Genomic DNA, 24,561 nt, shown 5'->3' with positions numbered 1-24,561 from the left:
CGTGCGTTCGACGGCCCCGGGGCCCCGCCCACGAAGACGCCCGTACGCCAGGAAGGGGCCCGCCCCGAGGGCCGTAGACTGGGGGATCGGCCGCCCGTCCGGGTGCCGGCCGTGCCCCTCCACCCAGCCCTGACGTACGGGAAGTCGCAACGTGTCGCTCACGATCGGAATCGTCGGTCTGCCCAATGTCGGCAAGTCGACCCTGTTCAACGCCCTGACCAAGAACGACGTGCTGGCGGCCAACTACCCGTTCGCCACCATCGAGCCGAACGTCGGCGTGGTCGGCGTCCCCGACCCCCGCCTCGATCAGCTCGCGGAGGTCTTCGGCTCGCAGCGCATCCTCCCGGCGACCGTCGACTTCGTCGACATCGCGGGCATCGTGCGCGGAGCGTCCGAGGGCGAGGGCCTGGGCAACAAGTTCCTGGCGAACATCCGCGAGTCCGACGCGATCTGCCAGGTCATCCGCGCCTTCGAGGACGAGAACGTCGTCCACGTCGACGGCAAGGTCTCCCCGAAGAGCGACATCGAGACCATCAACACCGAGCTGATCCTCGCCGACCTGCAGACCATCGAGAAGGTCCTGCCCCGCCTCCAGAAGGAGTCGCGGATCAAGAAGGACGTCGGCCCGAAGGTCGCCGCGATCGAGGCGGCCAAGGAGATCCTGGAGCGCGGCGAGACCCTGTTCTCCGCAGGCATCGTCCAGGGCGGCGACAACGAGGAGCTCCTGCACGACCTGCACCTCCTCACCACCAAGCCGTTCCTCTACGTCTTCAACGTCGACGAGGACGAGCTGACGGACGACACCTTCAAGGAGGAGCAGCGCGCCCTGGTCGCCCCGGCCGAGGCGATCTTCCTCAACGCCAAGCTCGAGGCGGACCTCGCCGAACTCGACGACGACGAGGCCCTCGAACTCCTCCAGTCCGTCGGCCAGGACCAGCCCGGCCTCGCCACCCTCGCCCACGTCGGCTTCGACACCCTCGGCCTGCAGACCTACCTCACGGCCGGCCCGAAGGAAGCCCGCGCCTGGACCATCCAGAAGGGCGCCACGGCCCCCGAAGCGGCCGGCGTCATCCACACGGACTTCCAGAAGGGCTTCATCAAGGCGGAGATCATCTCCTTCACCGACCTGATGGAAACCGGCTCAGTAGCCGAGGCCCGAGCCAAGGGCAAGGCCCGCATGGAGGGCAAGGACTATGTGATGCAGGACGGGGATGTGGTGGAGTTCCGCTTCAATGTGTAGTTGGAGCGTCATTCAGTAGGCGCCTTACGTAAGGCGCAGCCTAAAGAGGCCCGTCGATGTCAGACGGGCCTCTGTGCTACTGACTCGGTGTGCCGCTCCACCGCGCGTGAGCGGCTGAGTGAGTCACACGGCTGCCGGGCTCGAGACCGCGCCTGCCAAGGCGCGGAGCTTCTGACGTGTTTCGGCGTCGGTCGAGTACACCGCGGTACCAATCATTCCTCGCGTCAGTAGCACCTTGTACGTGTTGCGGATCAGTCGGTCCACATCGGAGTCTGGAGTGGACCTCTTGAAGACTGGGTCCTTGGAAGCCGTACGGTCAGTAACCCAGCGGTCGCCGCGCCACAGCAGGTCGGGGCCGATGATGACTCCGCTCCAGTCGTACTCGAAACCCTGCGCCGTGTACACGCAGCCCACTTGCCCGAAACCGGCCGGGTCGGTCGCCCACAGCGCGGCTGGGGGCGCGCCGCCTACAGACCGGTCGCCGAAGACGTTCCAGGGCCGTTCCCACTCCCCGATGACGACGTCCGCGGGCAGTGCTTGCCCATGGGGCACCTTCTTCGTCCACTTCCAGCAATAGCCGGCGGACATGCGCGCGCTGTACCCCTGCGAGCGGCGGTCGTCGAGGAACGCCTCCAAATGCGCAGGGCTGTCCGCGACCACGACTTGCATCTTGTCGTCGGGTTCCCACGTCATGGGGCCTCCCGGTTCGAGCCCCAACAGCCTTACCACCCAACGCACGTATGCATCGCTGCCACCGCATCGGAATTGGCTGTCCAGCGGCACGATCCGACATTGCAGCCGTTTCGCGGCGGCGGCGGCCTTGATCTCCGCGACCGTGCCCATTTCGCCGGGCCGAACGACCTGATGCTCGTCGAGCAAGAAGACCGGGACACGTGCCACGTCGATGAGTTCCTCGATCTGGGCTTTGCCTGTGCGGTTCGACGCCGGTGTGTAGCGGTTGGCCGACGTCTCCCGGATCCGGTGAGCTTCGTCGCAGATCAGGACATCGAGACTGTTGCGTTCGGCGGCCATGAAGCTGTTGAAGTACTTGAAGAGATCCTTCACCTCACGCTTCCGGGCGCCTGCGATCTTTCTCATCGTGGTCGTGAACGAGCTGGAGCCCGTCGCATGCAGCGCGGTGGTGCTCTGCCGGTACAGCTCACCGAGGAGCGACAGCGCGATGACGCTCTTACCTGTGCCGGGTCCGCCGGTGACGATCACGACCTCTTTGTGGTCGGATTGCTTGGCTCGCCGTACGGCGTTGAGGACGGTGCGGTACGCGACCCGCTGTTCGTCCAGCAACACGAACTGCTCACGTTCGCGAACCTCTTGGGCGGCAACCGCCATGAGTTGCTTGGACGGGCCGACCTTCCCGTTGACGAGTTCGTCGGCTGCCGAAGAGCCTGACTCCGGCCCCAGCTTCGTCCGTAGGTAATCGATGAACTCGCCGCGTCGTGCCCCGATGAAGAGCTGACCATGCTGGTTCTGCTCAGCTTCGAAGAGCCCGCCGACCCCGAGCTCGTTGGCGTTGTGTAGATATGCGGCACCGTTGACGCGATCCGGATGTCCGGCAAGCGCTCCGTTGAAGGAGATCAGGTACTCGCAGTAGCCGCGAACCTGGTCGACTGGATTCAGTACCGCGCGCGCGTATGAGTCGATACGGCACAGCTCCGGGTCGTCGTCGTCCGGCTCGGCGTTGCTCCACTGCTTCAGCTCCACGATGACGTAAGACGGCAATCCGGTCTTGGGGTGTACCCCGGCCAGCACTGCGTCGGCCCGTTTGCTGTTCAGTGGCAGGCCGTACTCGAGGAGCATCTCCACCTGGCCGAGCCCAGCGTCGTTGAGGGCGCTTGCCAGCACAGGGATGCTTCGCTCCCACGAGCGAACCTCGGATGATCCAGGCTTGTGGCCGTGCACATGCACGAACTGCTCCGTCAAACGGAAGAACAGGGCACCGGAGTAGCACTCGGCAGCGACCGCTGCGGCGGAGTCGCGGAACAGCAAGACATGCCCCCAGGCAGCACGAAGAATCTCGTGCGGGTGGGGGCATGTCCTTCGTGACTCCGTCAGGCGGAGCGGAAGCCCGGCGGGCCGCAGTTACGTCGGGATCAAGGTTACCCGTGCCGCCTGCGGTGCGCGGGTGGTAGCTGAGACCCTTCGGCGGTGAGCTTCGGTTGGGCGCCGTCGTAGTGCTGCATGCCGATGGCGCCCGCGATGAGCCTGCGCAGTTCGTTGTGGGTCGCCGGGTCGACCGCGTAGACCACGGTGCCGACGACGCCGCGGGTGAGGAGCACGTGGTAGGCGTTGAGGACGCACCGGGTGACAACCGCGTCGTCGATCTGAGCGCGGAAGGCGGGATCGCAGGAAGCGCCCCTGTCCACCTTGAACTTCCCGTCACGGAACAGTAGATCGGGCCCGATGATGACGCCGTTCCAGTCGTACTCGAAGGTCTGTGCCGTGTAGACACAGCCGATCTGGTCGACACCGCGTCGGTCGGTTGACCACAGGTCCGACCGCGGTGCGTTCGGGACGGTGTGTTCGGGCTTCACGTTCCAGGGCCGACGCCAGTTATCGATGTGGACGTCGTCGACGAGCTGGTCTCCGTCCGGGTTGCTCCACGGCCAGCAGAAGCCCGCAGTGATGCGCGCCGAGGCCCCTTCCATATGGCGTTCTCGGATGAACTGCTCCATCCGCTCGGGGGAGTCGGCGACCGTCAGTGTCATCCTCCCGTCCGGTCGCCAGGCCACTGGATCAGAGGCGTTGAGGCCCAGTAGTTGTTGGACCCAGCGCTGGTACCGCTTGCTGCCACCTGCTCGGAACGTGCCTTCAAGATCGCTTACTTCGACCTCGCAGCCCAGATCCTCGGCGAGCTCTTTGAGGTAGGTGGCAGTGCCCACTTCGTCCGGTCGGATCGACTGGTGATCGTCGAGCAGGAAGATCGGTACCTTGGAGGCTCTGATCACCTCGGTTGCCTGCGGCCGGTCGTCGTCCCGCAGGGCCTTTGGCATCCAGCGGTACGTCGAGCTGCGTCGCATTCGGTGCGCCTCGTCGCAGATGAGGACGTCGATGCTGTTTGGCGGGGTCTTACTGAAGCTGTTGAAGTACCGGTACAACCTGTTGGCCGCGCTGCGCTTGTCCGCGGTCTGCCCTCGACGGGACGTGCTGAGCATGATCTCGCGCAGAGTCTCCGTGTAGGCGTGCGAGCCACTCGCCAGCACGGCCTCGCAGCCCTTGAGCCCGAGGGCACGCTGTAGCTCGAGGGCCACCGCACTCTTCCCGCTGCCAGGGCCGCCCCGCAGTATGTAGACGCGCTTGACGCCCGGATCGGGGGCGGAGCTGTGGGCCGATTCGGCGTCGTAGAACAACCCGACATCGAAACTTGTGAAGTACGCGGTCTTTTCCAGGTGCCGGGTGATCCGGTCGACAGCTACGTACTGCTCGTCGAGAAGCGTGAGGCCACCACCGATGACGGAGCGCTGACGGGCTACATCCGTGACTTTGAGCAAGGGATCCTGGCGAGCCAGTTCCAGCGCCGATGCGGCCCGTTTCCCGGACTCGGCAGCGAACCTCGAAGTGAGGACTCGTCGGAAGCGGGCCAGATCATCCAGTGTGTAGAGGGAGCCGTGAGCATTCTCCGGCAGACCGAACAACGCCTCCACGTCCGCGTCACGTGCGTTGTGGAGTAATGTCACGCCCATCAACTGATCTTCATGCTCCCGAAGTTGAGGAAGATAGCGCAGCATGTACTCGCAGTAGCGCTGGACCTGCCGGACCGGATGTAGCTTGTTCTTCCGGTCGCCGAACCCGAGGTCGACGGCGATAGGGCACAGGGGGTCCACGGTGGCGTGCCGCACCTGCTTCAGCTCGACTGCAAGGTACGAATGCGTCCCCGTACTGGGATGCCGGCCACACAGCACCAGGTCAACCGCGGAGTTGGTGTGCGGCAAGTTGACCTCGACCTGGACCTCGACTTCGTCGAGGCCGCAGTCCAGCAGAGCCTTGACCACCACGGGGATGCTGTTGTTCCAGGAGGCGATGGCACCCTGGCCGGCCGCATCTCCCGTGCTCCGGGAGTGCTCGTGGACCAGTTGCTCAGTGAGCGGAAGGCGCGTTCTTCCGGCCCGGGCAACGATGAGTTGGCCGAGCTCGGCTGCGGACAGTTGCAGGAGCACGAAGGGTCCCCAGGCACGAGATGACTCGTGCGGGTGGGGGCATGTCCTTCGTGACTTCGCCGAAGCGGAGCGGAAGCCCGTCGGGCCGCAATGACGTTGTGCAGATTACCTGGCTGCGAAGGTGTGCGGGCGGGCCCCTGGAGGCCCGCCCGCCGCCCGGCTCAGCCGAGGCAGTGCATCACGAACTGCGCCAGAGCCCACGTCAGGTTCGAGCCGAGGCTCGCCGCGATGCCAACCAGGACATCACGAACCCAGGTGCGGCGCTTGGGCATGTACTCGACGGCAACCACAGGAATGCGTCCCCTTCGGTTTGATCGGTGACGGCGCCGGATGGCTCCCGCCGGGAGCGCACCTTGGTGCTGTGTCACCGAACCGAAGCGCGTTGTGAACTCCTCGGGTCACGCCGCGTACATCCTCCGAGAAGGGAACGCGGTGCGTGACAACGGTAGTGCACTTGGCGTCATCGGGGCAGGGCTAATCTGGACAGCTCGACTACTTGGTGGAGTTCGGCGACGCATCCGGGGGCGTCTGGTGAGGACGTCGTACGGTTGCAGTGATCAGCGGTGTCGGAGTCGTCTCGACGAGTTGCTCTGCGCTCGGCCTCTCTTTCATCCGGCTTAAGTCGAATTGGAAGCTGGTGAGTTCGTACATCACCGCATGGATGTCCGGTTGGTGGTGGTGGTGTCTCAAGGCAGGGCACGCGCCCAAGGTGGATGCCTCAACTGGCGTTCATGGCATGGATCTTCGCGCTGTGTTGTTCGGCGGCTGATAATCTGCCCGCCATCCCACCCTCGCCGGTGACGTAATCGACCCTTGGATTTCTTTCCATGACTGACAGTTCAGGCGAAATCAGCACCAACTCCTTTGCCCCGGGCGGGCGTCGGCGGCATCGTAAGACGAAGGCGAGACGTGTCGGCGTGCAGCGGGGCGTTGTGCTGGCGATGGCTGTGCCGGTGGTGTCCGCCACGTTGGCCGGGACCTCGGCGTTCGCGGCGGACAGCAGTGCGGCGGCGCAGGGGATTTCGGCCGATGACGTCGACCCCGAGGACGCCAAGCTCGTCGAGGATCTCAAGGAGCGCATCGACGATCCGCGCCTGGGCTCCAACGTCAGTGGCGTGGTGCTGGACGGTGACTCGGACAAGACGCTCTGGGACCACAACGGATCCAGCACTCTCATGCCGGCCTCCAACGCCAAGCTCGCCACGGCGACCACCGCGCTGACGTTGCTGGGCGAGAACCACAAGTTCACGACGCGAGCCGTCTACGGTGACGGCACCCTCACCCTCGTCGGTGGCGGTGACCGGACCCTCACCAGCGACGACGTGACCGAGATGGCCAAGTCCGCGGCCGACGGGCTCAAGGCCGCGGGACGTACCGACGTCAAGGTCCGGGTGGACGACAGCCTGTTCGCCGACCCGAGCCTCGCCGAGGGCTGGACCGAGGACTACTACAACACCGAGGTCACACCGGTGCGTTCACTCGTCGTGGACGGTGCCGCCGTCGACGACACGTCCATCGACGCGGGCAACGTCTTCGCGAAGAAGCTCGCCGCGCAGGGCATCACCGTGGACGGCGACGTCAGCCGGAAGACGGCGAAGCCGACCGACGTACCGGTCGCCCAGCACACGTCGGGGCCGCTGTCGAGCATCGTCAAGACGATGCTCAAGACCAGCGACAACAACATCGCCGAGACGCTGCTGCGGATGTCCGCCGTGCAGTTGGGCCAGCCGGCCACCTTCGAGAGCGGCACCGCGCTCGTACGCCAGGTCATGAGCTCGTACGGGATCTCGCTCGACAACTTCGTCCTGCACGACGGGAGCGGCCTCTCCCGCGACGACCGGATTCCGGCCGAGACGCTGGCTCAACTCCTCGACGTGGTCACGGAGTCGCCCGCGCTGAGCTCGGTCCTCGACGGCCTGCCCGTCGCCGGTGAGGCCGGCGCCAGCCTCGGGCCGGAGTGGGGACGCTTCGACGACCCCAAGTCCGAGTGCGCGGTCGGCAAGGTCCAGGCGAAGACCGGCACGCTCACCGGGGCCGTCGCCCTGAGCGGGGTCACCCGGACCGAGGACGGCGACTGGCGGATCTTCTCCTTCATCGAGAACGACTCCACCGCCGACCCGGCCGACATCAAGGACGCCATGGACGGCCTCGCCGCAACGGTCAACGGCTGCTGGGCCTGACCCTTCCGCCCTTGGGCGATTCGAATAGCCCGAATGGACCGAATGGCCCGAATAGCCCGCACGACCCGAACGACTCGCACAGTCCGCCTGCGCGCCTCCCACGGGAGGCGCGCAGGCGTCGTTTTCACCGGTGTTCTGCACGTGTTCTGCACGCGTTCTGCGCGCTTTCTCGAAGGTAGAAGGGTGGCCATGTGTGGGTCCCGTTCTTCCTCCGCTCCCCCCCCCGCAAGTTCGCGAGGGGCAGGCCGGTGAAGGGCCGGATATGTGCTGTGCGGGGTGGTCGGGGAGGTGTGGCACTGTCGTCGGTTCGGGGATCGAGCGTCTGAACGTACGTATGGGGACATTGCAGTGAGTGTGGAAGGTCATCCGGACGGCGCCGCCCTGGTGGCCGGCGCTGAGGAGCGCCGTTCCGTCGTGGCGGAGGGGTTGCGGATCGCCGGGCGTGAGTGGCGCCCCGTGTTCGGGTCGGCCGTTTCGGCGGTCGTGGTGGCGTCGGCCGTCGGGGGCGGGATCGTGGCCGGTGGGTTCGTCGCGTCGTGGGGCCTCTTCCTGGAGGCCGGGCGGTCCGCCGAGAGTTCCATCGACTACGAGGAGTCCTACGTCGCGTACGCGGACCAGTGGGACGGCCTCGTGAAGGTCGCGTTCGGCGTGTATCCGCTGCTGCTCCTGGTCGCGGCGGCCCTGATCGCGTGGCTGCTCACGGCCCAGGCCGTGACCGTCGCCCACGCGCGGGAACGCGACACGGCAGGCGCAGACCCGGCCCCGGGCGCCGATCCCACGACGCTCACCCTCCGCGCCCTGTGGCGAGGTTCCCGGCCGCACCTGGGCGCCGCCTTCCGTATCCAGTTGCTCGGCCTGGTGTGCGCCCTCGTCCCGGCGATCGCGGGCCTGTTCGTCCTGGCCGCCGTCGACATGGAGTTGGTGCCGGGGGTCGTATGGCCCACGTACCATGAGCCCGCGACCGTGCAGTTCATCCTGGTGGGCCGGATCCTGCCGGTGGTGATCTGGGGGCTCGGCCTCGTAGTCCTCGCACGCTTCGGCCCCGCCACCGCCGTGCGCGTGGCGGACGACTGCTCGGCGACGGCCGCGATGCGCCGTTCCTGGGTGCTGACTCGTACGGCACGGCTGCGCACCACCGGGATCTGCTTCCTCGCCGCGGCCGTGGTCGCCGTCGCTCTGGCGGTGCTGATGCGGCTCGGTGGGTACGTGGCGCACTGGGCGGGACTGCTCATGCTGGCCACCACCGACGACAACGTGTGGGTCACCGGCGTCCTGGTGATCATCACCCCGGTCGCGGTGGCCCTCGTCCTCCTGCCCGTGGTGCTCGCTCCGGTGGGTGTGGTGCTCGCCCGGCTGCGGGCCCGGCTCGCCTGAGTTCACGAGGCGCCCCGGCTCCCCGAGCGAGAGCGGGCCGCCCCCGGTGAAGCGCCTCCCGCCCGTCCACGGCGAGCCGTCTCAACGCGTGTCGGTCAGCCCTTCGCGGAAGGCGATGGCCGTGGCCTCCGCGCGGGTCGCCGCACCCAGCTTCGCCAGGATGTGGGAGACGTGCACGCCCGCCGTGCTCGGTGCGATGTGCAGTCGGGCGGCGATCTGCCGGTTGCTCAGCCCCTCGGCGATCAACCGGAGCACGTCGTGCTCGCGGTCCGTGAGGCCGTCCTGGGCGGGCCGCGGCCGCAGGAGCCGGGTGATCTGCCGGGCGAGCGGCGCGGCGCGCAGGTCCTCGGCCAAGCGCGCGGCCTCCGTCAAGCGATCCGTCGCGCCGTGCCGCTCGCCCGCGGTCAGCAGGGCGCGCGCGCCGTGGAACAGGCACTGCGCCAGCTCGTACGGCTGCTGCAGCCGACGCCAGGAGTCCGCCGCGTGATCCCAGCCGTCGTCCTCGATCACCGCTCGGAGCATGGTCCGCCAGGCCCGGTCGAGTGTCCCGTCGACGCCGAGTGCGGCGTCGGCCGCGGCGATTCGGGCCCGGCGGGCAGCGACCCGCTCCCGTAGCTCCCCGTCGGCGCGTGCGGACAGCCGGGCCCGCTGCGCCAGGGCGCCGGCGACCAGGACCGGCCGTGCGTCGCTGCTGTAGATGCGAGTGAGAGCCGGGTCGGTCAGCGCGCGGTCCAGGAGCAGGTCGGCCCGTTCCTGATCCCCCTGGGCGACGGCGAGCAGGCACAGCAGCTGGTGGCGGGCGAACAGGCTTCCGCTGTCGGCGTGCTCCACGGCTGCCGCGGCCTCGGCTGCGGCGGCCAAGTCGCCGCGCATGAGCGACAGTTGGCCGAGGAGGATGCGTAGACCCCGCCGCGACTGCGGTGGTGGGTCCGTGCGGAGGCTCTCTTCCAGTACGGCGGTCGCCTCGTCCCACCGCCCGGCCAGGATCAGGCCGCGTCCCGCGTAGCGGGCGAGCTCGGCCCCACGGCTGCGGCCGAGGCCGTAGCGACGGGCGAGGCGGATCCCGTCGCCGGCGACCTCGACGGCGCGACGGTGGTCGCCCGCCCTGGTGTGCAACGTGGCCTCGTACATGGGCACGGTCATGAGCAGGTCGTTGCTGTCGAGCCGTTCGGCGAGCGTGCGCGCCTCGGTCAGCATCCCGAGGTCGTCGGTCATGGAGCCGACGCCCAGCAGTCCGCGGACGGTGACCGTCGCGTCGCCGGTGGCCCGGCCGATGGTCAGCGCCTCCTCGAACGACGCGCGGGCCCGGTCCACCTCGGGCAGCAGGCCCATCGCCAGTACGCCGAGCAGCCGGCCCCGTTGCGGGCTGCCGGGCGGCAGGAGCTCGAGGGCGTGTTCCCAGTCGGAGACACCGGTGGCGTTCAACCGGTGCTGCAGCCGCCCCCGGTGCTCGAGGAGCAGCGCGGCCCGCTCGGGTTCGTGCCGCTCGTCCACCGTCGCAAGCCCGGCGCCGGCGTGCTCGACGCCGCGGGCGTAGTCGCCGCTGAGCATGCACGCCTCGGCGATCTCCGTCAGTACGCCGATCCGGTCGGCGCCGAGGTGTACGTCGGGATCCCACAGGTCGAGGACCATGCCGAGCAGGCGGACCTGCTCGGCGTAGGCGTAGGACCTGCGTGCCCGGCCGGCTGCCGCGTACGCGGCCGACAGGGCGAGGCCGCGGTCACCGGCGGCGAGGGCGTGCGCGGCGAGTTCCGCCGGGGCGTCGCGGTCACGCAGGGCCTCGGCGTAGCGCCCGTGCAGGCGGGCACGCTCGCCGGGCAGCAGATCCTCGTACACCGCGTCCCGGATGAGGGCGTGGCGGAACGTGTAGCCGTCGTCGGCGGTGACCAGCAGGCTGCGGTCGACCAGTTCACGCAGCAGGGCGTCGAGATCGGACCCGTCCCGCCCGGCCACCGCGGCCAGCAGGCGGTGGGCGAGGTGGCCGCCCGCCACGGAGGCGAGGCGCAGCAGGTCGTACGCCGCGCCCCGCAGTGACCTCGGGCCGTCGAGGAGCAGGTCGCGCGCGCCGTCAGGGGTTTGCTCGCCGGCGCGGGCGAGTGCCTCGACGAACAGCGGGTTGCCGTCGCTGCGTTCATGGACGCGGCCGACGGATGCGGGCTCCGGTTCGGTGCCGAGAATGGCTGCCAACTGGCGGCCCACGTCGCGGGCGCCGAGCCGGTCGAGGCGCAGCCGGGTGGTGCGCGGTCGGCGGGTGAGCTCGGAGAGGAGCGGTCCGGCCTCGGGAGGGCGGTAGGTGACCATCAGGAGCACACCGGGGCGAGTGAGGTTCCTGGCCAGGAAGCCGAGCAGCTCGCAGGTGGCGGCGTCCGCCCAGTGCAGGTCCTCGATCGTGATGACGAGCGGCCGGCCGGCGGCGACGCGTTCGGTCAGCGTCAGCACCTCCTCGTACAACTGGTGCTTGCCGCCCGCGGAGTCGTCCTCGCTCTCGCCGAGTTCGGGGAACCAACGGGCCAGCCGACGGTAGGGGCCGGGCGTCACGCCGTCGACCCGGATCAGCGCCCGCAGCACCGTCACGATCGGCGCGTACGGCATACCGTCGCGACCCAGCTCCGTGCAGGCGCCACCGACCACGCGCACGCCCGGGTCGAGCGACCGCGTGAATTCGGCGAGCAGCCGCGACTTGCCGATCCCGGCCTCCCCGGCCACCAGCACCACCGCCGGCCCCTCCTCGACGGCGGTGCCCAGAGCCGCCGTGAGCGCCGACAACTCCTCGTCCCGGCCGACGAACACCGGACTGACCACGCGCTGCGCCACCACCGCGCCAGCATATAAATACGGAGATCGCTCGATGCGCCGTGCCTGTTTATCCGGCGACGCTCGCAGCATGACGACGACCTACCCCTTGCGGACCATCGCCGCCCACGAGCTCGACCCATGGGCCCGCATGGTCACCACGACCTACGGCCAGGACTGGCAGCCGGGCGGACTGCGCAACGCCGCCCGCTCACTTGAACCCGATCGCACGATCGCCGCCTACGACGGTCGCGAGATCGTCGGCGGCGCGTCGGTCTACGGCCGCGTCATGACGGTCCCCGGCGGGGTCGCACCCGTCGCCGGCGTGACCCTGGTCGCGGTCCTGCCCACCCACCGGCGCCGCGGCATCCTCACCGCGATGATGCGCAAGCAGCTCACCGACCTGCACGACGCCGGCCGAGAGCCGGTCGCCGCCCTGAACGCCGCCGAAGCCACGATCTACGGCCGTTTCGGGTACGGCGTCGCCAGCCACGTGGCCGAGATCCGGGGCGACAAGCGGTTCATGGCGCTGCGTCCCGGGACCGACCTCGGCGACGGGACGGTCCGCCTGCTCGGCCGGGAGGACGCCAGGCCCCTTCTCGAGAAAGTCTACGAGTGCGTGCGGGGCACCGCGGTCGGCTGGGTCGACCGCACCGAGAAGTTCTGGGAGGCGCGGCTTGCCGAAGGCGAGCGCGACGGAGGTACGGCGCTGCGGTTCGCCGTCCATCTGGAGCGAGGAGGAGAGGCCACCGGCTATGCCGTCTATCGCTCCGAGCCGGGGTCGGTGCGGATCATCGAGGTCGCGGCCGCCTCCAGGCCGTCGTACGCCGCCCTGTGGAGCTTCCTGATCGACCTCGACGCCCACCGGGGCCTCGCGTACGACGGCGCCGTGGACGAGCCGTTGAACCACCTGCTCGCCGATCCGCGCGCGGCTCGCACCACCGTGACCGACAATCTGTGGGTGCGCCTGGTGGACGTCGACCGGGCGCTGACGGCCCGCCGCTACGCGACTCCGCTCGATCTGGTCCTGGAGGTTCAGGACACCTTCTGCCCCTGGAACGCCGGACGTCACCGCCTGTCCGCCGACGGCGACTTCGTCAGCTGCGAACGCACCCGGGCCCCGGCCGACCTGCGCGTGACCTCGGCGGAACTGGGCGCGGCGTATCTGGGCGGCACCACCCTGTCGTCGCTGGCGGCCGCGGGGCGCGTCGAGGAACTGCGGCCGGGCGCGGCCACCGCCGCCTCACTCGCCTTTCGCGGCGAGCGCGCCCCGTTCCACCCTTCGGGCGCGGCCTTTCCCGCCTTCTGACGGCGGCACGGGCACTGCTGTCCGCAGTACGGCAGTGGGCGGAGGCGTAGGCGGAGGCGCGGGCGGGGACGGAGATGAGGGCAGGTCAGGTCAGGCGGGGCTCGACCCGTCGGGTCCGGGGTGGCGGCCCGTGCTCCCGGGTGAGTGGCGGAGGTTGTCGAGGAGGTGGTCCAGGGCGGTGTGCAGAGCCGTGGTGTTGGCCTCGTCGAACCAGGTGGTGCGGATGCGCTCGTTGTTGCCCGCGGGGGTTTCGTGGTCGGAGGCGAGTTGGTGGAGGGTGCGGGTCTCGTCGCCCAGGGCGCGGCCCACGGCTTGGAAGAGCCCGCGGATGTAGCGCTCCGCGTCGGCGGCGGGGATGTCGTGCTCGACGGCCCACGAGGTGAGGGCGGTGAGGTAGGCGTAGTGGGCGGTCAGGGTCCCTGTCAGGGCCGAGAAGACGTCGAACGCCGCCTCGTCCGGGACCGGCAGCGCGCCGCCGAGCTGCTCGAAGAAGGCGTCGACGGCCGGGTGCGCGGGGCACGTCACCGTGACGGAGCGGCGCTCGCGTACGGAAGGCAGGGGGATGGCGCGCACGAGTGGGGCCTCGGTGGCGAGGATGCCGCGCAGGTCGTCGTTCGCGACCCCGGCCATGACGTTGACCACGACCTTGCCCGGGTCCACGCGCAGTCCGTCCAGCGCTTCGTGCCGGTCCTGGCGGCGTACGGCGATGATCACCAACTCGGCCTTGTCCACGACCTGTTGGTTGTCACCGCAGACTTCGATGCCGTCGTGACGCCCGGACAGTTCGGCGGCGGTACGGGCGCCGCGCGGGGAGAGGAACACAGCCGGCGCCGGGCCGTCCGCGGCGCGCAGGCCCTCCACGAGGGCGCGGCCGATCTCGCCCACTCCGATGATGCCGATGCGTTGCATGCTGCCGTTCTCCCCGGGGTGCGGTGACCGTCTGTCGTCGTCCTGCGCAGCTTAGGGCGGGGCACGGCCGGGCGAGGCGGGACAGGGGAGTTGGGGCAGGGGAGTCGGGGCACGGGAGTCGGGGCACGGGAGTCGGGCAGCACACCGCAGAGGTGCGGCGTAAGACGCGCGGTGTCAGACGCGCGGCGTAAGACGCGCCGTGTTCAGACGTGCGGAACGTCCGCGGTGGAGCCACGGACGCCGGCGGATGTCGTGGGACGTCGTTCAGCGCTTGATGGCCACGCCCGCCCACAGGCTGATCTGAGCGTCCGCGAGGTTCGTCCCCTCGGTGTTGCGCCAGCGGTGGCAGCAGATGATGCCGGGTTCGATCAGGTCGAGACCGTCGAAGAAGCGCAGGACGTCGTCGTGCTTGCGGAACTGCACCGGGGAACCGGAGTTGGTGTACGCCTCCGCGACCGCGTTCCACGTCTCGGGGTCGAAGTCCGGCGTGCAGTGGGTCATCGCGAGGGCGCTGCCCGCCGGGAGCGCTTCGAGGAGCCGGGCGACGATGCGGTACGGGTCGTTCGGGTCGGTGACGAAGTGCATGAGCGCGTTGAGGGACAGCGCGATCGGCTGGTCGAAGTCCAGGACCTCCGCGGCCTCCACCTCGTTCATCAGCGCCTCGGGGTCGGTGACGCTGGCCTCGACATAGGCCGTGCGTCCCTGCGACGTGCTGCGCATCAGGCGCTCGGCGTACTTGAGGACCAGCGGGTCGTTGTCGGCGTACACGACGCGGGCCTCGGGCACCACGGACTGGGCGACCTGGTGCAGATTCGGCTCGGTCGGGATGCCGGTGCCGATGTCGAGCCACTGGCGGATGCCGTGCTCCTGCGCCAGCGCACGAGTCGCCCGGTGCATGAACGCCCGGTTCTCGCGGGCGGTCACGTAGAGGCCGGGGTGGGCCTTGGCGGCGACCAGGGCTGCTTCCTTGTCGATCTCGAAGTGGTCCTTGCCGCCGAGGAAGTAGTCGTACATCCGGGCCGAGTGCGCCTTGCTCGTGTCGAGATCCCGGCCAGCCTGCCTGGTGGTCATGTTCTCCCCTTCACCTCTGTGTCATGTCGTTCGGCCCGGGGGCCGGGAACGGGACCGGTGTCGTCGCTCCTTGTGTACCGTGCCGGTTCATCCGGCGGCCAGATGATCGGCCAGGCCTTCTTTGACTCCGCGGACGAACGCGGCGATCTCCTCCGGCTGGTAGATCAGCGCCGGGCCGGCCGGGTCGGTCGACTGCCGTACGGCCACACGGCCGTCCGCGAGGAGTTTCGTCTCGACGCACTGGCCGCCGTTCGGCCCGCTCCAGGGGCGCTCCCAGCCCTGTTCCCCCAGGTCACGCGCGGGCATACCGTTGTAGACGCCCTCGTCGGTGATCGTCATGAGTACTCCTTGCGCATCCGGTTCAAGAGCGCCCTGCTGTCATCGGACGACGTGAGCAGCGCCATGCGGGTGTGCGCCTCGAGATGGGCGACGACATCCGCGCGCTGGTCCAGATAGACGGAGGCGGACAGGAGTTCGCTGTAGACGATGTCGGGCAACTCGGGTTCCTCGAACCGGAAGTACGTGAACGGGGCACACGCCCCGACGTGCGCACCCGCGGCGAACGGCACGATGTCGAGGCTGATGTGCGCGAGTTCGGAGACCTCCAGGAGCCGCTCGATCTGCTCGCGCATCACCTGCGCACTGCCCACCGCCCGGTGCAGGACGGCTTCCTCCATGACCACCCACAGTGTGGGGGCGTCCGGCCGCTCCAGCAGGCTCCGGCGGTGCATCCGCAGTTCGACGCGGCGCTCCAGCTCCTCCTCGCTGCCGTTCGGCAGGCCGCCGCGCAGTACGGCGTGGGCGTAGTCGTGCGTCTGCAGGAGACCGGTGACGTACTGGGGTTCATAGGTACGCAGGGTCTGGGCGCCGGATTCGAGGCTGACGTAGGCGGTGAACCAGCTGGGGACCGCGTCGCGGTACGAGTGCCACCAGCCGGGCTTGTTGGCATGCTCGGCCAGGTCGACGAACTCGTCGATCTCCTGCCGGTCCGCTCCGAAGGTCTCCAGGAGCTTCTCCACATAGAGAGGCTTCAGGGCGACTTCGGCCTTCTCGAGCCGGCGGATCGTCAGGGTCTTGACCCGCAGGGCCCTCGCCGCGTCCTCCAGTGAGACACCGGCGCCCAGGCGCATGTCCTGGAGCCGGCGGCCCAGGATCATCCGCAGGACCGTCGGCGCGCTCGTGCTGGAACGGGCTTCACTCACGCCCAAACCTCCTGAGGGGCCATCAACATCGCCATTCTGACAGTGACTTGATGTTGACGCCATAGTGATACCCGGCTTGCTGAAATTATCAGGGAGTCGGTTGCAGGGTGAGTGCGATCACGCGCATAGTTGCTTTATGAGCGGTCACGTAACAGCTCTGACCCAGGATCCGGCCCGGAGGGGACGCGTGATGCTGATGCCGACATCGGCACCTCGCCGCACGGCGCCTGCCTCGGCGTGCGCCTCTCACCGCTCGAGTTGCAGCCCGCATGCCCGCATCGCGCCCGCTCCCCGGAAGGCACTGGAAGGCGACACCCGTGACTCTGCCCACGCCCTCAGCTCCGCCCCCGCCCCCTGTCTTAGCCGGGCCCGTGCCGCGCAGGGAGTACTGGTTCGGCCTGCCCGCCCTGCGGACCAGCGCGAGATCCGCCCGCGACATCGTGCGCGACCGGCTCCGTGCCTGGCAGGTACCGGGCGACACCTGCTGCGACGCGGTACTCCTCGTCTCCGAACTGACGACGAACGCGGTACTCCACACCGACAGCGGCCACTTCCTGTGCGGACTCACGCTGACCGACGACGAGCGGCGGCTGCGCATCGAGCTCCACGACGACGACCGCACCCCGGTCAACCCGCCCGAGCAGCGCGCCGGACCCGGCGAGGAGGGTGGGCGTGGCCTGTTCCTCGTAGCCCAACTCGCGGACGGCTGGGGCTCGGCGCGCTCGACCCGGGCCGAAGGCAAGGTCGTCTGGGCCGAGTTGGCCGCCTACCCCTGAGTGTCCCGCCGTCGATTTCAGGACACCGACCGCAGTGACCGCACGGCCCCGCCGCGTCTCCTTCGCGCGGCGAGGAACCCCTCCTCCTCGATCCGGCTACCGAAGGCGCCCATGATCCCCCACGGTGAAACCACTTCTCCCCCCGTCGTGCTGTACGTGTGCGCCGACCGCGCCCCACGCGCGCCCGGCACCGCCACGCAGTGCGCCCAGACCGAAGGCCGGACGTTCGCCCAGGAGCGCGGCCTCACGATCGCCGAGGTCGTCACCGACACCTACGGCGAGCCGGATCCGGCTCGGCGCAGCGGATGGCGGCGGGTCCGGCAGCTGGCGCAGACGGGCGACGTCGCCGCGGTGCTGGTCCGCTGGCCCAGCGCCATCGCGCCGGAGTCCGCCCGCGAACTCCGCCACCGCGAGGCCGCCTGGCTCAACGACCACGGCGTGCGGGTGCGGTACACGTGGGGGCCGTTGTCGTCCAAGGGCGCTGAAGCGGGCTGATCCCGGCGAGCTGACTGACGGGAACGGGACGCCACAAGTCGCAGTGATTCGGCTGGAGTTGCCGTGACAGCCCGGCCGTGAGCGTGTGAGCTCCGCCGCCGACGGGCAGATGGCTGCCGTGAGTTGCCTCGGAAGGCTGATACTGCTGGCCGTGGGTGCCGCGCTCCTGTGGGGAGGGTTCCAGTGGTCTCAGGGGCCGTTCGAGGAGCGAGTGCGGTACGAGCGAACTCGGTTGTGTCCTGAGCGGACGGCGAATGCCCCCAGCCCGCAGGACTGTCTTCGGACATCGAGTGGTCGCGTGCTGGAGAAGTCCTCGACGGTGGGGATGCGAAATGTGACGCTGCGCTGGGCTTCGGGTGCGGAGAAGAAGTACACGATCGAGGGCATCGGCGGTTCCTGCTACGAGCGCGCGCGGAACGGCTCGCAGGCGGAGATGGTGACCTGGCGCGGCAAGCTGATGCGGTTCGAGGTGCGGGGCGCGACCTGTCAGGTGACGCCTCAGGAGGACGGTGCCCTGATGCTGACGGTGGCGCCGGGCTGGGCAGGAGCGGGTCTGGTCCTCGCCTGCCTGCTGCTTCCCGCGCCACTCCTCGCGAAGAGTCCCGGCCTGCGGTTCGGCGCGTGGATGGGGCTCGGGGGCCTGGCGTACTTCCCCGTGATCCAGCTCATCACGGGGGAGACGCAGTGGTGGGTCTGGGCGCTGTGCGTGCCGCTGATGCTGATGTGTTCCTTCGCGGTGCTGTTCCCGCCGGACCGGCGTGTGCCGCGGTACGCCGGAATCTGAACCGGTCACGGCAGCCGCGTCCAGCCGGCGGCGCGGTGCCAGTGGTGGCCGGTGTGCAGGTGGGTGAGGACGGCGCGCTGCAGGGTGGTCCGTTGCGGCAGGTGGCCGAGGTCGGTGGTGCCGGACGGGGTGTGGAAGACGAACTGGAGGATGTCGTCGTCGGCGACGGGCAGGTCGCCGTAGCGGGTGAAGCGTTCCTGGAAGTGCAGGATGTTCGACGTCGGGGGCAGGTACGTGGCGAGCTGGCTGTCCAGGAGCCAGGAGTTGCAGGTGGCGAACCGGGGCGGGGGTGTGCCGGGGAAGTGCCGGGCGTGGAAGGCGCGGGCGGCATGCAGTGAGGCGTCGCAGTCGGCCGGGGACAGCGGGCCGTCCTCGGGGATGTGGAGGTCGAGGACGTGCTCGCCGTGCGCGGGGCCGTCGGGGCCGGGAGGCGGACCGCCGGACCGCGCCGTGTCCAGGGTGGTGCGTTCGAACTGCAGGCGCCCGAGGCGGTGCAGCGTGCCGCGGAAGTGCCGCATCGCCCACAGCTGCCGGTCGAATCCGCCGGTGCCGTGCGCGAGGCGGTACGCGGTCATCTTGGCGCCGAGGTCGGCGAACGTGGCCGCGACGGTGTGGTCGGGGACGCCGAGGCGGCGCTGGCCCGCCAGGGCTGTCGGCAGAGCGAGCAGATAGAGGTGGACGTAGAAGTAGCGCCCCGACGCTCCGAGTTCGGCTGGTGCGTCGGGCCAGACCGTGTCGCGCGGCGCGGGTCCGGATGCGTCGAACAGGGTGCGGTGGCAGTGGCTCAGGGCCTCCCACAGGACGGGCGAGCGCTCCGGGTCGGGCAGGGTCGCGAGGACCGGATCGCGGTCCCCGGCCGGTACGGCGAGCAACTCCATGCGGTCGAGGGCCTCTTCGGGTGGTACGGCTTCCGGCGCTGCGCCGTGCCGCCCCGGTTCCGTTCCGTCTCCGGTGGCGTCTCGGCCGGCGAGCGTGGCCAGCCACTTCTCGACGTCCGGGGTCGGGGGTGTGCGCCTCATCGGGGTGCGTCCGTCATCAGCGGGAGGTGAGCCACCGGTGGGGTACGGGTCGTCACCGTGCCGCCGCCCGCAGCAGTTCGTGCCGCAGCGGATCGATGCGGCGCAGGCTGTCCTCGAGGCCGCCGGGGCGTGAGCGCAGCAGCCAGCAGGCGCGCTGTTCGGCGAGGATCGGGTCGAGGCGGCGCAGCAGTCCGCGGGCGGTGCCGGCGTCGATCGCGTCCGCGCCCGGGTCGGACCCGTTCCCGGCCGCCACCCGTGCCCGCAGCACGTCGACCGCGAACTCCGACAGGTCGATCCCGTGCCGCAGTTCGCGTACGGCTACGTCACCGTCGGATGCCGCGGGCTCGCACGCGGCGAGATCGCGGCGGCAGCGGGCGAGCGCGTCCGCGGCCGTGTCCAGCGCGGCGGCCGACGGCAGCTCGGGCAGCGGCAGCGAGGGGTCGGGGAACAGGGCCCGCGCGATGGGGGAGCCGTTCAGGAGCGGCACGCCGAACAGCCGGTACACGCCGCCGAGTTGCTCGAGCGCACGGCCCGCAAGGCCCGCAGGATCGAGCAGGACGTGCTCGTCGAGCACGGATCCGAGGTCGAGGCCCCGATTGGCCTCCAGGCACCAGCTCACCGCACCGCCGAACACGGCCGGGCCGAAGGCGACCGACGGCGCGTCCCACATGCCGTTGTCGCCCCAGGAGGTCAGCAGACAGCCCGACGCGCCATGGGCCAGCCCCGCTTCGGCGGCGTCGAGGATGTTCTCCACGGCGTTGTCGAGGCGGCCGATGACGCTGTTCCAGTTGCCGGCGCCGGGGGCCACCCAGTGTGTGACACCGGCGTCGCCGACGAGCCGGCAGTCGGCGGCGAACCCCTCCTGCAGGCGGTCCAGGTCGGCGCCGCGCTGCTTCCAGGCGGCGGCCTCGGCACTGTCGGCGGCCACCACGTCCGCGGCGTGCTGCGGTGCGTCGTACTGCCAGATGACCGGGATCGCGCCGGCCGGCACCTGGTCGAGGAGTTCGGGGTGGTGGGTGAAGACGTCGGCCCAGAACTGCACCGTGTACCCGGCGTCGAGCCAGGGCTGCAGTACGCGGGAGACGTAGTCGAAGTAGACGGTGCCCAGGCCGACTTGGGCGGCCCGCTCGCGGGACCGGCCGGTGCCGAGCTCGAAGGGTTCGTCGGCGCCGATGTTCAGGCGCCGGGCGCGGACCTGGGCGGTGATCTCGGTGAGCAGGCCCTGGGCGAAGTCGGCGTTGTCCGCCGTCGGGGCGAGCGTGCTCGGCGGGCGGTGGGCGCCGCCGCGCTCGAAACCGTCGGGGTTCTCGGCGCGGTGGGCGTACTCCGGGTGGGCGAGGAAGCGCTCCATGTGCCCGAAGGTGTTCTGGTTCACGACCAGTTCGATGCCGGCGGCGGCGCAGTGTGCGTCGAGCCAATGCAGGTCGTCGGCGGTGAGCGGGGACGCGTCCTGCCAGACCTGCTGATGGTCGCGGAAGGCGTAGGTGTGCTCGGTGTACAGCTCGAACTGGTTGAAGCGGGCGAGGGAGAGGATCTCCACCCAGCGGGCCAGGGTGCGGCGGGTCGGCACGCGGTCGCGACTGATGTCGAGCATGAAGGCGCGGCGCTCGAAGTCGGGGTGGTCGCTGATGTCGTAGCCGACCTCGTGGAAGTCCGGGGAGGCGCGCAGCTGGTCGAGGACGGCCAGGGCGTAGCGCAGACCGGCCGGGTCCCGGTGTTCGACGCTCACTCCGTCCGGCCCGGTGCGCAGGCGGTAACCCTGGGCGGGCAGTGCGGAGTTGACGCTCGCCGTCACCGGTGCGTCGGCGGGGGCGCCGCCGGGGGTGGTGACGAGGGATCGGGGGGCGGGGAACGGGGTGGTGGGCAAGGCGGTTCTCCGTCTACGGGGTGGACCGTGGTGCCGGGAGACGCACGGGGTCGTGGCCTCCCGGCACCTCCGGCCGGGTGGGTGTGCTCAGCCGGATCGGGGCCCTCGGCGGTGGCGTCGGGATCCGTCGGCTCGGTTGGCGCTGTCCGGTCAGGGGCAGCTGTTGTTCAGTTCGCAGATGTCGTCCCGTGAGGTGGACACCTTGATGTCGTCGTACCAGATGTAGCCGTCGTTGGCAGGGGCGAACTCGGAGGTGCCGCCGCCGGCGAAGCTGGAGAAGTACGCCTTGTCGATCTGGTCGTCGTTGGTGACGAACCGCAGTCCGGTCTTCTTGGCCGCGGACTCGCCGTTGTAGAACACCTCGATCTCACCGTCGGGGTTGGCCTCACCACCGGAGACGGTGTTGACCTTGAGGCGCTGGACGACGTTGACCCACTCGCCCTTGGGCCAGTTGATGTCGGCGCCGTCCTTCTGCAGGACGATGTCGTCCCCGTACTCGCCCTCGTGCTCCAGGCTGTAGTAGTACAGGGCCGCCTTGCCGTCGCTCTTGGTCCAGATCGGGCGTGAGGTGAAACCGTTGGTGCCGTCGCACGGCTGCCCGCCGGAACAGGCGTCGCCGCCGGCGAGCCCGATGCCGACCTTGCCCGCGTACTGCGTGGTCCCCCAGCTGAAGTCGTCGCTGAACTTCACCCAGAACGACAGGTAGTACTCACCGGACTTGGGGATGTCGAACGGTGCGAGGGCGCCGGAGTTCTCCGGATCGATCTGGCCCTCGGGGTAGAAGACACGCAGCGATTTGTCGCCACTGTGCGCCGGGGTGTCGCTGTCCACGCGGGTGCGGGTGTCCCAGCCCTGCGGCGAGCCGACGTCCTGCGACAGGTTCCAGCCGTCCTCGGCCCAGTCGGCGATGGAGTACGGGCCGCCGGCGGCCGGGCGCTCGAAGTCGTTCTGCTGTGCTGCGGCGCGCGGCTTCTCGGCGGACGCACGCGGCGCGTCCTGGGCTGCGGAGGGTGGCTCGTCGCTGCGCTCGGCCGTGGCCTGTGGGGCCAGGGTGAGCGTGGCGAGTACGCCGGTCGCGGTGGCGCCCAGGAGCAGCGATTTCGTCTTGGTCCTCATCGTTCCTCGTTCCTTGTGTGGGGATGGTGCGAGGGATGGCGGTTCGGGCAAGTGCCGTCACGGCAGCCAGTGGGGCAGCCCGCTCGTGACGAACGCGTCCTCCTCTCGGAGCCAGGGGAGACCGGTGCCCACGCGCGCGATCTCCTCGGCCTGTCCGGGGGAGAGGTCCTCCGCCGGGTCCAGACACCAGGTGCCGGCCAACAGGCCCTGGCGGCGCAGCACTTCATGCACCCCGGCGATGCAGCCGGCGAAGCCGCCGCGCACGTCGTACACGGCCGCGTTCGCATCGGTGTCCCCGGCGAGCCGGGCCTCGGCGCGCTGCCGGGCATGCGCGTCGCCGGCGCGGGCGGCGTGGACGTCGTCGAGCAGCCGGACCGCGGAGCGGGTCCACACCGCCCAGTGCCCGAGCAGCCCGCCGGCGAAGTGGCGCACGGTCGGGCCCGCGGGTCCGCGTACGTGGTAGGGGGTCAGCAGGTCGGTGACGATGGCGTCGTCGTTGCCGGTGTACAGGGCCACCTCGGCGCCACGGTCGGAGGCGGCGACGCCCTGCACGAGCTCCAGGGTGCGGTACCGGTCGAACGGCGCGGCCTTGACCGCGACGGTCGACTCCTGGTCGGCGAGCCGTCGCCAGTACGAACGGGGCAAGTACCGCCCGCCGACGGCCTCTTGGAGATAGAAGCCGATCACCGGCAGCACCTCGCCGACGGCGGCGCTGCGGTCCAGGAGGGCGTCCAGATCCGCGTCGGGCAGACCGGCGGGCGAGACGAGGACGGCGTCGTAGCCCAGTTCGCGGGCGATACGGGCCTCCGCCACGGCCTGCTGCACGGGGCCGCAGACACCGGCGATCCGGACGAACGGCCGGTCGCCCACGGCTCGGTGCACCTCGTCCGCGGCGAGCTCGAGCACGGTGCGCAGCAGCCCGTGGTCCCGTATCGCGAACTGGGTGGTGTGCACGCCGACGGCGAGGCCTCCGGCGCCGGCCGCCAAGTAGTAACGCGTCAGGGCGCGTTGGCGCCTCTCGTCCAGGGTGCGGTCGGGGTGCAGGGCCAAGGGGTGGGCGGGGATGACGGTGCCGCGCAGCAGGAGCTCGGAGGTGGAGGGGGCGAGAGGCGCGGCTGTACGGGCGCTCACCGAGCCAGGGGTGGCGGGCATCAGAAGCGGCCGTCCCTGCGGTCGAACTTGGTCGGCTTGTCCCAGGTCTCGTTGCCCGCGAGCAGCCAGGCCGCCTGCAGCTCGACGAGGTCGCCGAGGGTGCGGTCCGGATAGCCGAACAGTGCGTGGCAGGCGGTGGCGTCGCTCAACAAGCTGGTGGTGGGCGGCTCGCCGGTGAACTCGGCCTTTACGTCCAGGAGTTCGGCCAGACGTAGCGCGAGGGTCCGGACGCCGGCCGTCTCCGGGCCGGTGAGGTTCAGGACGAACGGAGAGCCGCTGCGCGCGTGTCCGATGCTGCGCAGGACGACCTCGTTGGCGTAGCGCTGCCAGACGACGTTGACGGCGCCGGTGTCCAGGGCGACGGGGCGGCCGGCGAGCAGGGTGCGGGCGAGGTCGGCGAGCACGCCGTAGCGCGGCTCGACCGCGTAGTTGAGCCGGATCAGGGCGACCGGGGTGTCCCGGGTGCGGGCGGCGTGGGTGAGGACGCGCTCGCGGCCGAGACAGGTGACGGCGTAGTCGCCCTCGGGCCGGGGCTCGTCGCTCTCGCGGGAACCGCCGGTGACCGGGGCCGTCATCCCATACACATTGCCGGTGGACAGGGCGACGATCGGGGCGTGCGGCCAGCGGCGGGCGACGTGGTCGGGCAGCACGGTGTTCGTCATCCAGGCCTGCTCGGGAGCGCCTGCCGTGCCGAACTTGGCGCCGACCAGGTGGATCACCGCACCGGCGTCCGGGAGGGACTTCAGGGCGTCCGGATCCGACAGGTCCGCGGCGACGATCTCGACTCCCTGCGCGGCGAGTTGCTCGCCCGCGGCGGCATCCGACCACCGTGACACCGCGAGGACCCGGGTGTCGGTGCGGCCTGCCTCGTCGAGCGCGCGACGGGCCATGGCCGCGATCCCGGAGCCGGTCTTGCCGCCCGCACCGAGTACCAGCACATCGCCCGGCCAGTCACGGGCCTCCGTCACCAGGCCGGGTCCCGGCCGGGCGAGTTCCGCTCGCAGATCGGCGTGCCCGGTCAGCAATTCCGTCATCACTTCTCCCACGCCTCGAATTCATTCCATAAAAGAGAATGAATTCCTGAGTTTCTTGCAACTTCGGC

At 70.0% G+C, this 24,561-nt stretch carries 20 protein-coding genes; 7 read left to right on the top strand and 13 right to left on the bottom strand.

Features of this window, described 5'->3' with window-relative positions:
- Positions 1-151: 151 nt before the first annotated feature.
- On the top strand, positions 152-1,240 hold the full coding sequence (gene ychF / locus DSC45_RS17260; RefSeq protein ID WP_119291797.1) for a redox-regulated ATPase YchF: 1,089 nt from the start codon (positions 152-154) through the stop codon (positions 1,238-1,240).
- 123 nt (positions 1,241-1,363) lie between these two features.
- On the opposite strand, the gene DSC45_RS17255 is transcribed toward ychF, so the two are convergent.
- The 3 genes from DSC45_RS17255 to DSC45_RS36395 all read right to left on the bottom strand — a co-directional run bounded on the left by DSC45_RS17255 (position 1,364) and on the right by DSC45_RS36395 (position 5,702).
- The gene (locus DSC45_RS17255) at positions 1,364-3,244 is read right to left on the bottom strand and encodes a DUF2075 domain-containing protein (RefSeq protein ID WP_119291795.1); all 1,881 of its coding nucleotides are present in this window, start codon (positions 3,242-3,244) and stop codon (positions 1,364-1,366) included.
- A gap of 110 nt (positions 3,245-3,354) precedes the next feature.
- Positions 3,355-5,412 (bottom strand): DUF2075 domain-containing protein, encoded by a 2,058-nt coding sequence (locus DSC45_RS17250; RefSeq protein ID WP_119291793.1) that lies wholly within the window; start codon positions 5,410-5,412, stop codon positions 3,355-3,357.
- Between the two features lie 161 nt (positions 5,413-5,573).
- Positions 5,574-5,702: a DUF6408 family protein gene (locus tag DSC45_RS36395; protein WP_240434679.1), complete on the bottom strand. Its 129-nt coding sequence runs from the start codon at positions 5,700-5,702 to the stop codon at positions 5,574-5,576.
- Positions 5,703-6,239: 537 nt separating this feature from the next.
- Between DSC45_RS36395 and dacB the strand changes: the two genes are divergently transcribed.
- Positions 6,240-7,592 (top strand): D-alanyl-D-alanine carboxypeptidase/D-alanyl-D-alanine endopeptidase, encoded by a 1,353-nt coding sequence (dacB, locus tag DSC45_RS17245; RefSeq protein WP_119291791.1) that lies wholly within the window; start codon positions 6,240-6,242, stop codon positions 7,590-7,592.
- A gap of 348 nt (positions 7,593-7,940) precedes the next feature.
- Complete coding sequence (locus DSC45_RS17240; protein ID WP_240434678.1) at positions 7,941-8,966, top strand: hypothetical protein; 1,026 nt, start codon at positions 7,941-7,943, stop codon at positions 8,964-8,966.
- Between the two features lie 81 nt (positions 8,967-9,047).
- Here DSC45_RS17240 and DSC45_RS36820 read toward each other — a convergent pair whose 3' ends face one another.
- Positions 9,048-11,783, bottom strand: a complete 2,736-nt coding sequence (locus DSC45_RS36820) for an ATP-binding protein (protein ID WP_162929252.1) — start codon at positions 11,781-11,783, stop codon at positions 9,048-9,050.
- A 67-nt stretch (positions 11,784-11,850) separates the two neighbouring features.
- On the opposite strand from DSC45_RS36820, the gene DSC45_RS17230 reads away from it, so the two are divergent.
- Positions 11,851-13,068: a GNAT family N-acetyltransferase gene (locus DSC45_RS17230; RefSeq protein ID WP_119291788.1), complete on the top strand. Its 1,218-nt coding sequence runs from the start codon at positions 11,851-11,853 to the stop codon at positions 13,066-13,068.
- Between the two features lie 90 nt (positions 13,069-13,158).
- On the opposite strand, the gene DSC45_RS17225 is transcribed toward DSC45_RS17230, so the two are convergent.
- The 4 genes from DSC45_RS17225 to DSC45_RS17210 all read right to left on the bottom strand — a co-directional run bounded on the left by DSC45_RS17225 (position 13,159) and on the right by DSC45_RS17210 (position 16,250).
- Positions 13,159-13,977, bottom strand: a complete 819-nt coding sequence (locus DSC45_RS17225) for an NAD(P)-binding domain-containing protein (protein WP_119291786.1) — start codon at positions 13,975-13,977, stop codon at positions 13,159-13,161.
- 264 nt (positions 13,978-14,241) lie between these two features.
- Positions 14,242-15,048: an SAM-dependent methyltransferase gene (locus tag DSC45_RS17220; protein ID WP_119291784.1), complete on the bottom strand. Its 807-nt coding sequence runs from the start codon at positions 15,046-15,048 to the stop codon at positions 14,242-14,244.
- Positions 15,049-15,135: 87 nt separating this feature from the next.
- Positions 15,136-15,387, bottom strand: coding sequence for a DUF397 domain-containing protein (locus DSC45_RS17215; protein WP_119291782.1), 252 nt, complete (start codon positions 15,385-15,387; stop codon positions 15,136-15,138).
- Entirely contained in the window at positions 15,384-16,250 is an 867-nt protein-coding gene (locus DSC45_RS17210; protein WP_119291780.1) for a helix-turn-helix domain-containing protein, read from the bottom strand. The genes DSC45_RS17215 and DSC45_RS17210 overlap by 4 nt, the downstream gene beginning before the upstream one ends.
- A gap of 371 nt (positions 16,251-16,621) precedes the next feature.
- Between DSC45_RS17210 and DSC45_RS17205 the strand changes: the two genes are divergently transcribed.
- The 3 genes from DSC45_RS17205 (at position 16,622) to DSC45_RS17195 (ending at position 18,305) form a co-directional block, all read left to right on the top strand.
- Positions 16,622-17,026, top strand: coding sequence for an ATP-binding protein (locus DSC45_RS17205; RefSeq protein ID WP_240434677.1), 405 nt, complete (start codon positions 16,622-16,624; stop codon positions 17,024-17,026).
- A 111-nt stretch (positions 17,027-17,137) separates the two neighbouring features.
- The gene (locus DSC45_RS17200) at positions 17,138-17,521 is read left to right on the top strand and encodes a recombinase family protein (protein WP_240434676.1); all 384 of its coding nucleotides are present in this window, start codon (positions 17,138-17,140) and stop codon (positions 17,519-17,521) included.
- A 298-nt stretch (positions 17,522-17,819) separates the two neighbouring features.
- Positions 17,820-18,305: a hypothetical protein gene (locus tag DSC45_RS17195; RefSeq protein WP_119291778.1), complete on the top strand. Its 486-nt coding sequence runs from the start codon at positions 17,820-17,822 to the stop codon at positions 18,303-18,305.
- A 5-nt stretch (positions 18,306-18,310) separates the two neighbouring features.
- Here DSC45_RS17195 and DSC45_RS17190 read toward each other — a convergent pair whose 3' ends face one another.
- The 5 genes from DSC45_RS17190 to DSC45_RS17170 all read right to left on the bottom strand — a co-directional run bounded on the left by DSC45_RS17190 (position 18,311) and on the right by DSC45_RS17170 (position 24,493).
- Positions 18,311-19,324: an acyltransferase domain-containing protein gene (locus DSC45_RS17190; protein WP_119291777.1), complete on the bottom strand. Its 1,014-nt coding sequence runs from the start codon at positions 19,322-19,324 to the stop codon at positions 18,311-18,313.
- Positions 19,325-19,376: 52 nt separating this feature from the next.
- Positions 19,377-21,191: a family 20 glycosylhydrolase gene (locus DSC45_RS17185; RefSeq protein WP_119291775.1), complete on the bottom strand. Its 1,815-nt coding sequence runs from the start codon at positions 21,189-21,191 to the stop codon at positions 19,377-19,379.
- A 150-nt stretch (positions 21,192-21,341) separates the two neighbouring features.
- The gene (locus DSC45_RS17180) at positions 21,342-22,307 is read right to left on the bottom strand and encodes a polysaccharide lyase (protein WP_119291773.1); all 966 of its coding nucleotides are present in this window, start codon (positions 22,305-22,307) and stop codon (positions 21,342-21,344) included.
- Positions 22,308-22,364: 57 nt separating this feature from the next.
- On the bottom strand, positions 22,365-23,459 hold the full coding sequence (locus tag DSC45_RS17175) for a dihydrodipicolinate synthase family protein (RefSeq protein ID WP_205571352.1): 1,095 nt from the start codon (positions 23,457-23,459) through the stop codon (positions 22,365-22,367).
- Positions 23,459-24,493 carry an NAD-dependent epimerase/dehydratase family protein gene (locus DSC45_RS17170; protein WP_119291771.1) on the bottom strand — a complete coding sequence of 345 codons (1,035 nt, stop codon included), beginning with the start codon at positions 24,491-24,493 and terminating at the stop codon, positions 23,459-23,461. Before DSC45_RS17170 ends, DSC45_RS17175 begins: the two co-directional genes overlap by 1 nt.
- Between the last annotated feature and the right edge of the window lie 68 nt (positions 24,494-24,561).

It is taken from the genome of Streptomyces sp. YIM 130001, from assembly GCF_003574445.1.
GTDB lineage: Bacteria > Actinomycetota > Actinomycetes > Streptomycetales > Streptomycetaceae > Streptomyces.
This window is presented reverse-complemented; position numbering and strand designations above follow the sequence as displayed.

Bases quoted from the DNA above. Each gene is read 5' to 3' on its own strand.
- DSC45_RS17220 (WP_119291784.1), bottom strand. From the start codon at position 15,048: ATGACCACCAGGCAGGCTGGCCGGGATCTCGACACGAGCAAGGCGCAC.
- DSC45_RS17215 (WP_119291782.1), bottom strand. From the start codon at position 15,387: ATGACGATCACCGACGAGGGCGTCTACAACGGTATGCCCGCGCGTGAC.
- DSC45_RS17190 (WP_119291777.1), bottom strand. From the start codon at position 19,324: ATGAGGCGCACACCCCCGACCCCGGACGTCGAGAAGTGGCTGGCCACG.
- dacB (WP_119291791.1), top strand. From the start codon at position 6,240: ATGACTGACAGTTCAGGCGAAATCAGCACCAACTCCTTTGCCCCGGGC.
- DSC45_RS17225 (WP_119291786.1), bottom strand. From the start codon at position 13,977: ATGCAACGCATCGGCATCATCGGAGTGGGCGAGATCGGCCGCGCCCTC.
- DSC45_RS17180 (WP_119291773.1), bottom strand. From the start codon at position 22,307: ATGAGGACCAAGACGAAATCGCTGCTCCTGGGCGCCACCGCGACCGGC.
- DSC45_RS17170 (WP_119291771.1), bottom strand. From the start codon at position 24,493: ATGACGGAATTGCTGACCGGGCACGCCGATCTGCGAGCGGAACTCGCC.
- DSC45_RS17200 (WP_240434676.1), top strand. From the start codon at position 17,138: ATGATCCCCCACGGTGAAACCACTTCTCCCCCCGTCGTGCTGTACGTG.
- DSC45_RS17230 (WP_119291788.1), top strand. From the start codon at position 11,851: ATGACGACGACCTACCCCTTGCGGACCATCGCCGCCCACGAGCTCGAC.
- DSC45_RS17175 (WP_205571352.1), bottom strand. From the start codon at position 23,459: ATGCCCGCCACCCCTGGCTCGGTGAGCGCCCGTACAGCCGCGCCTCTC.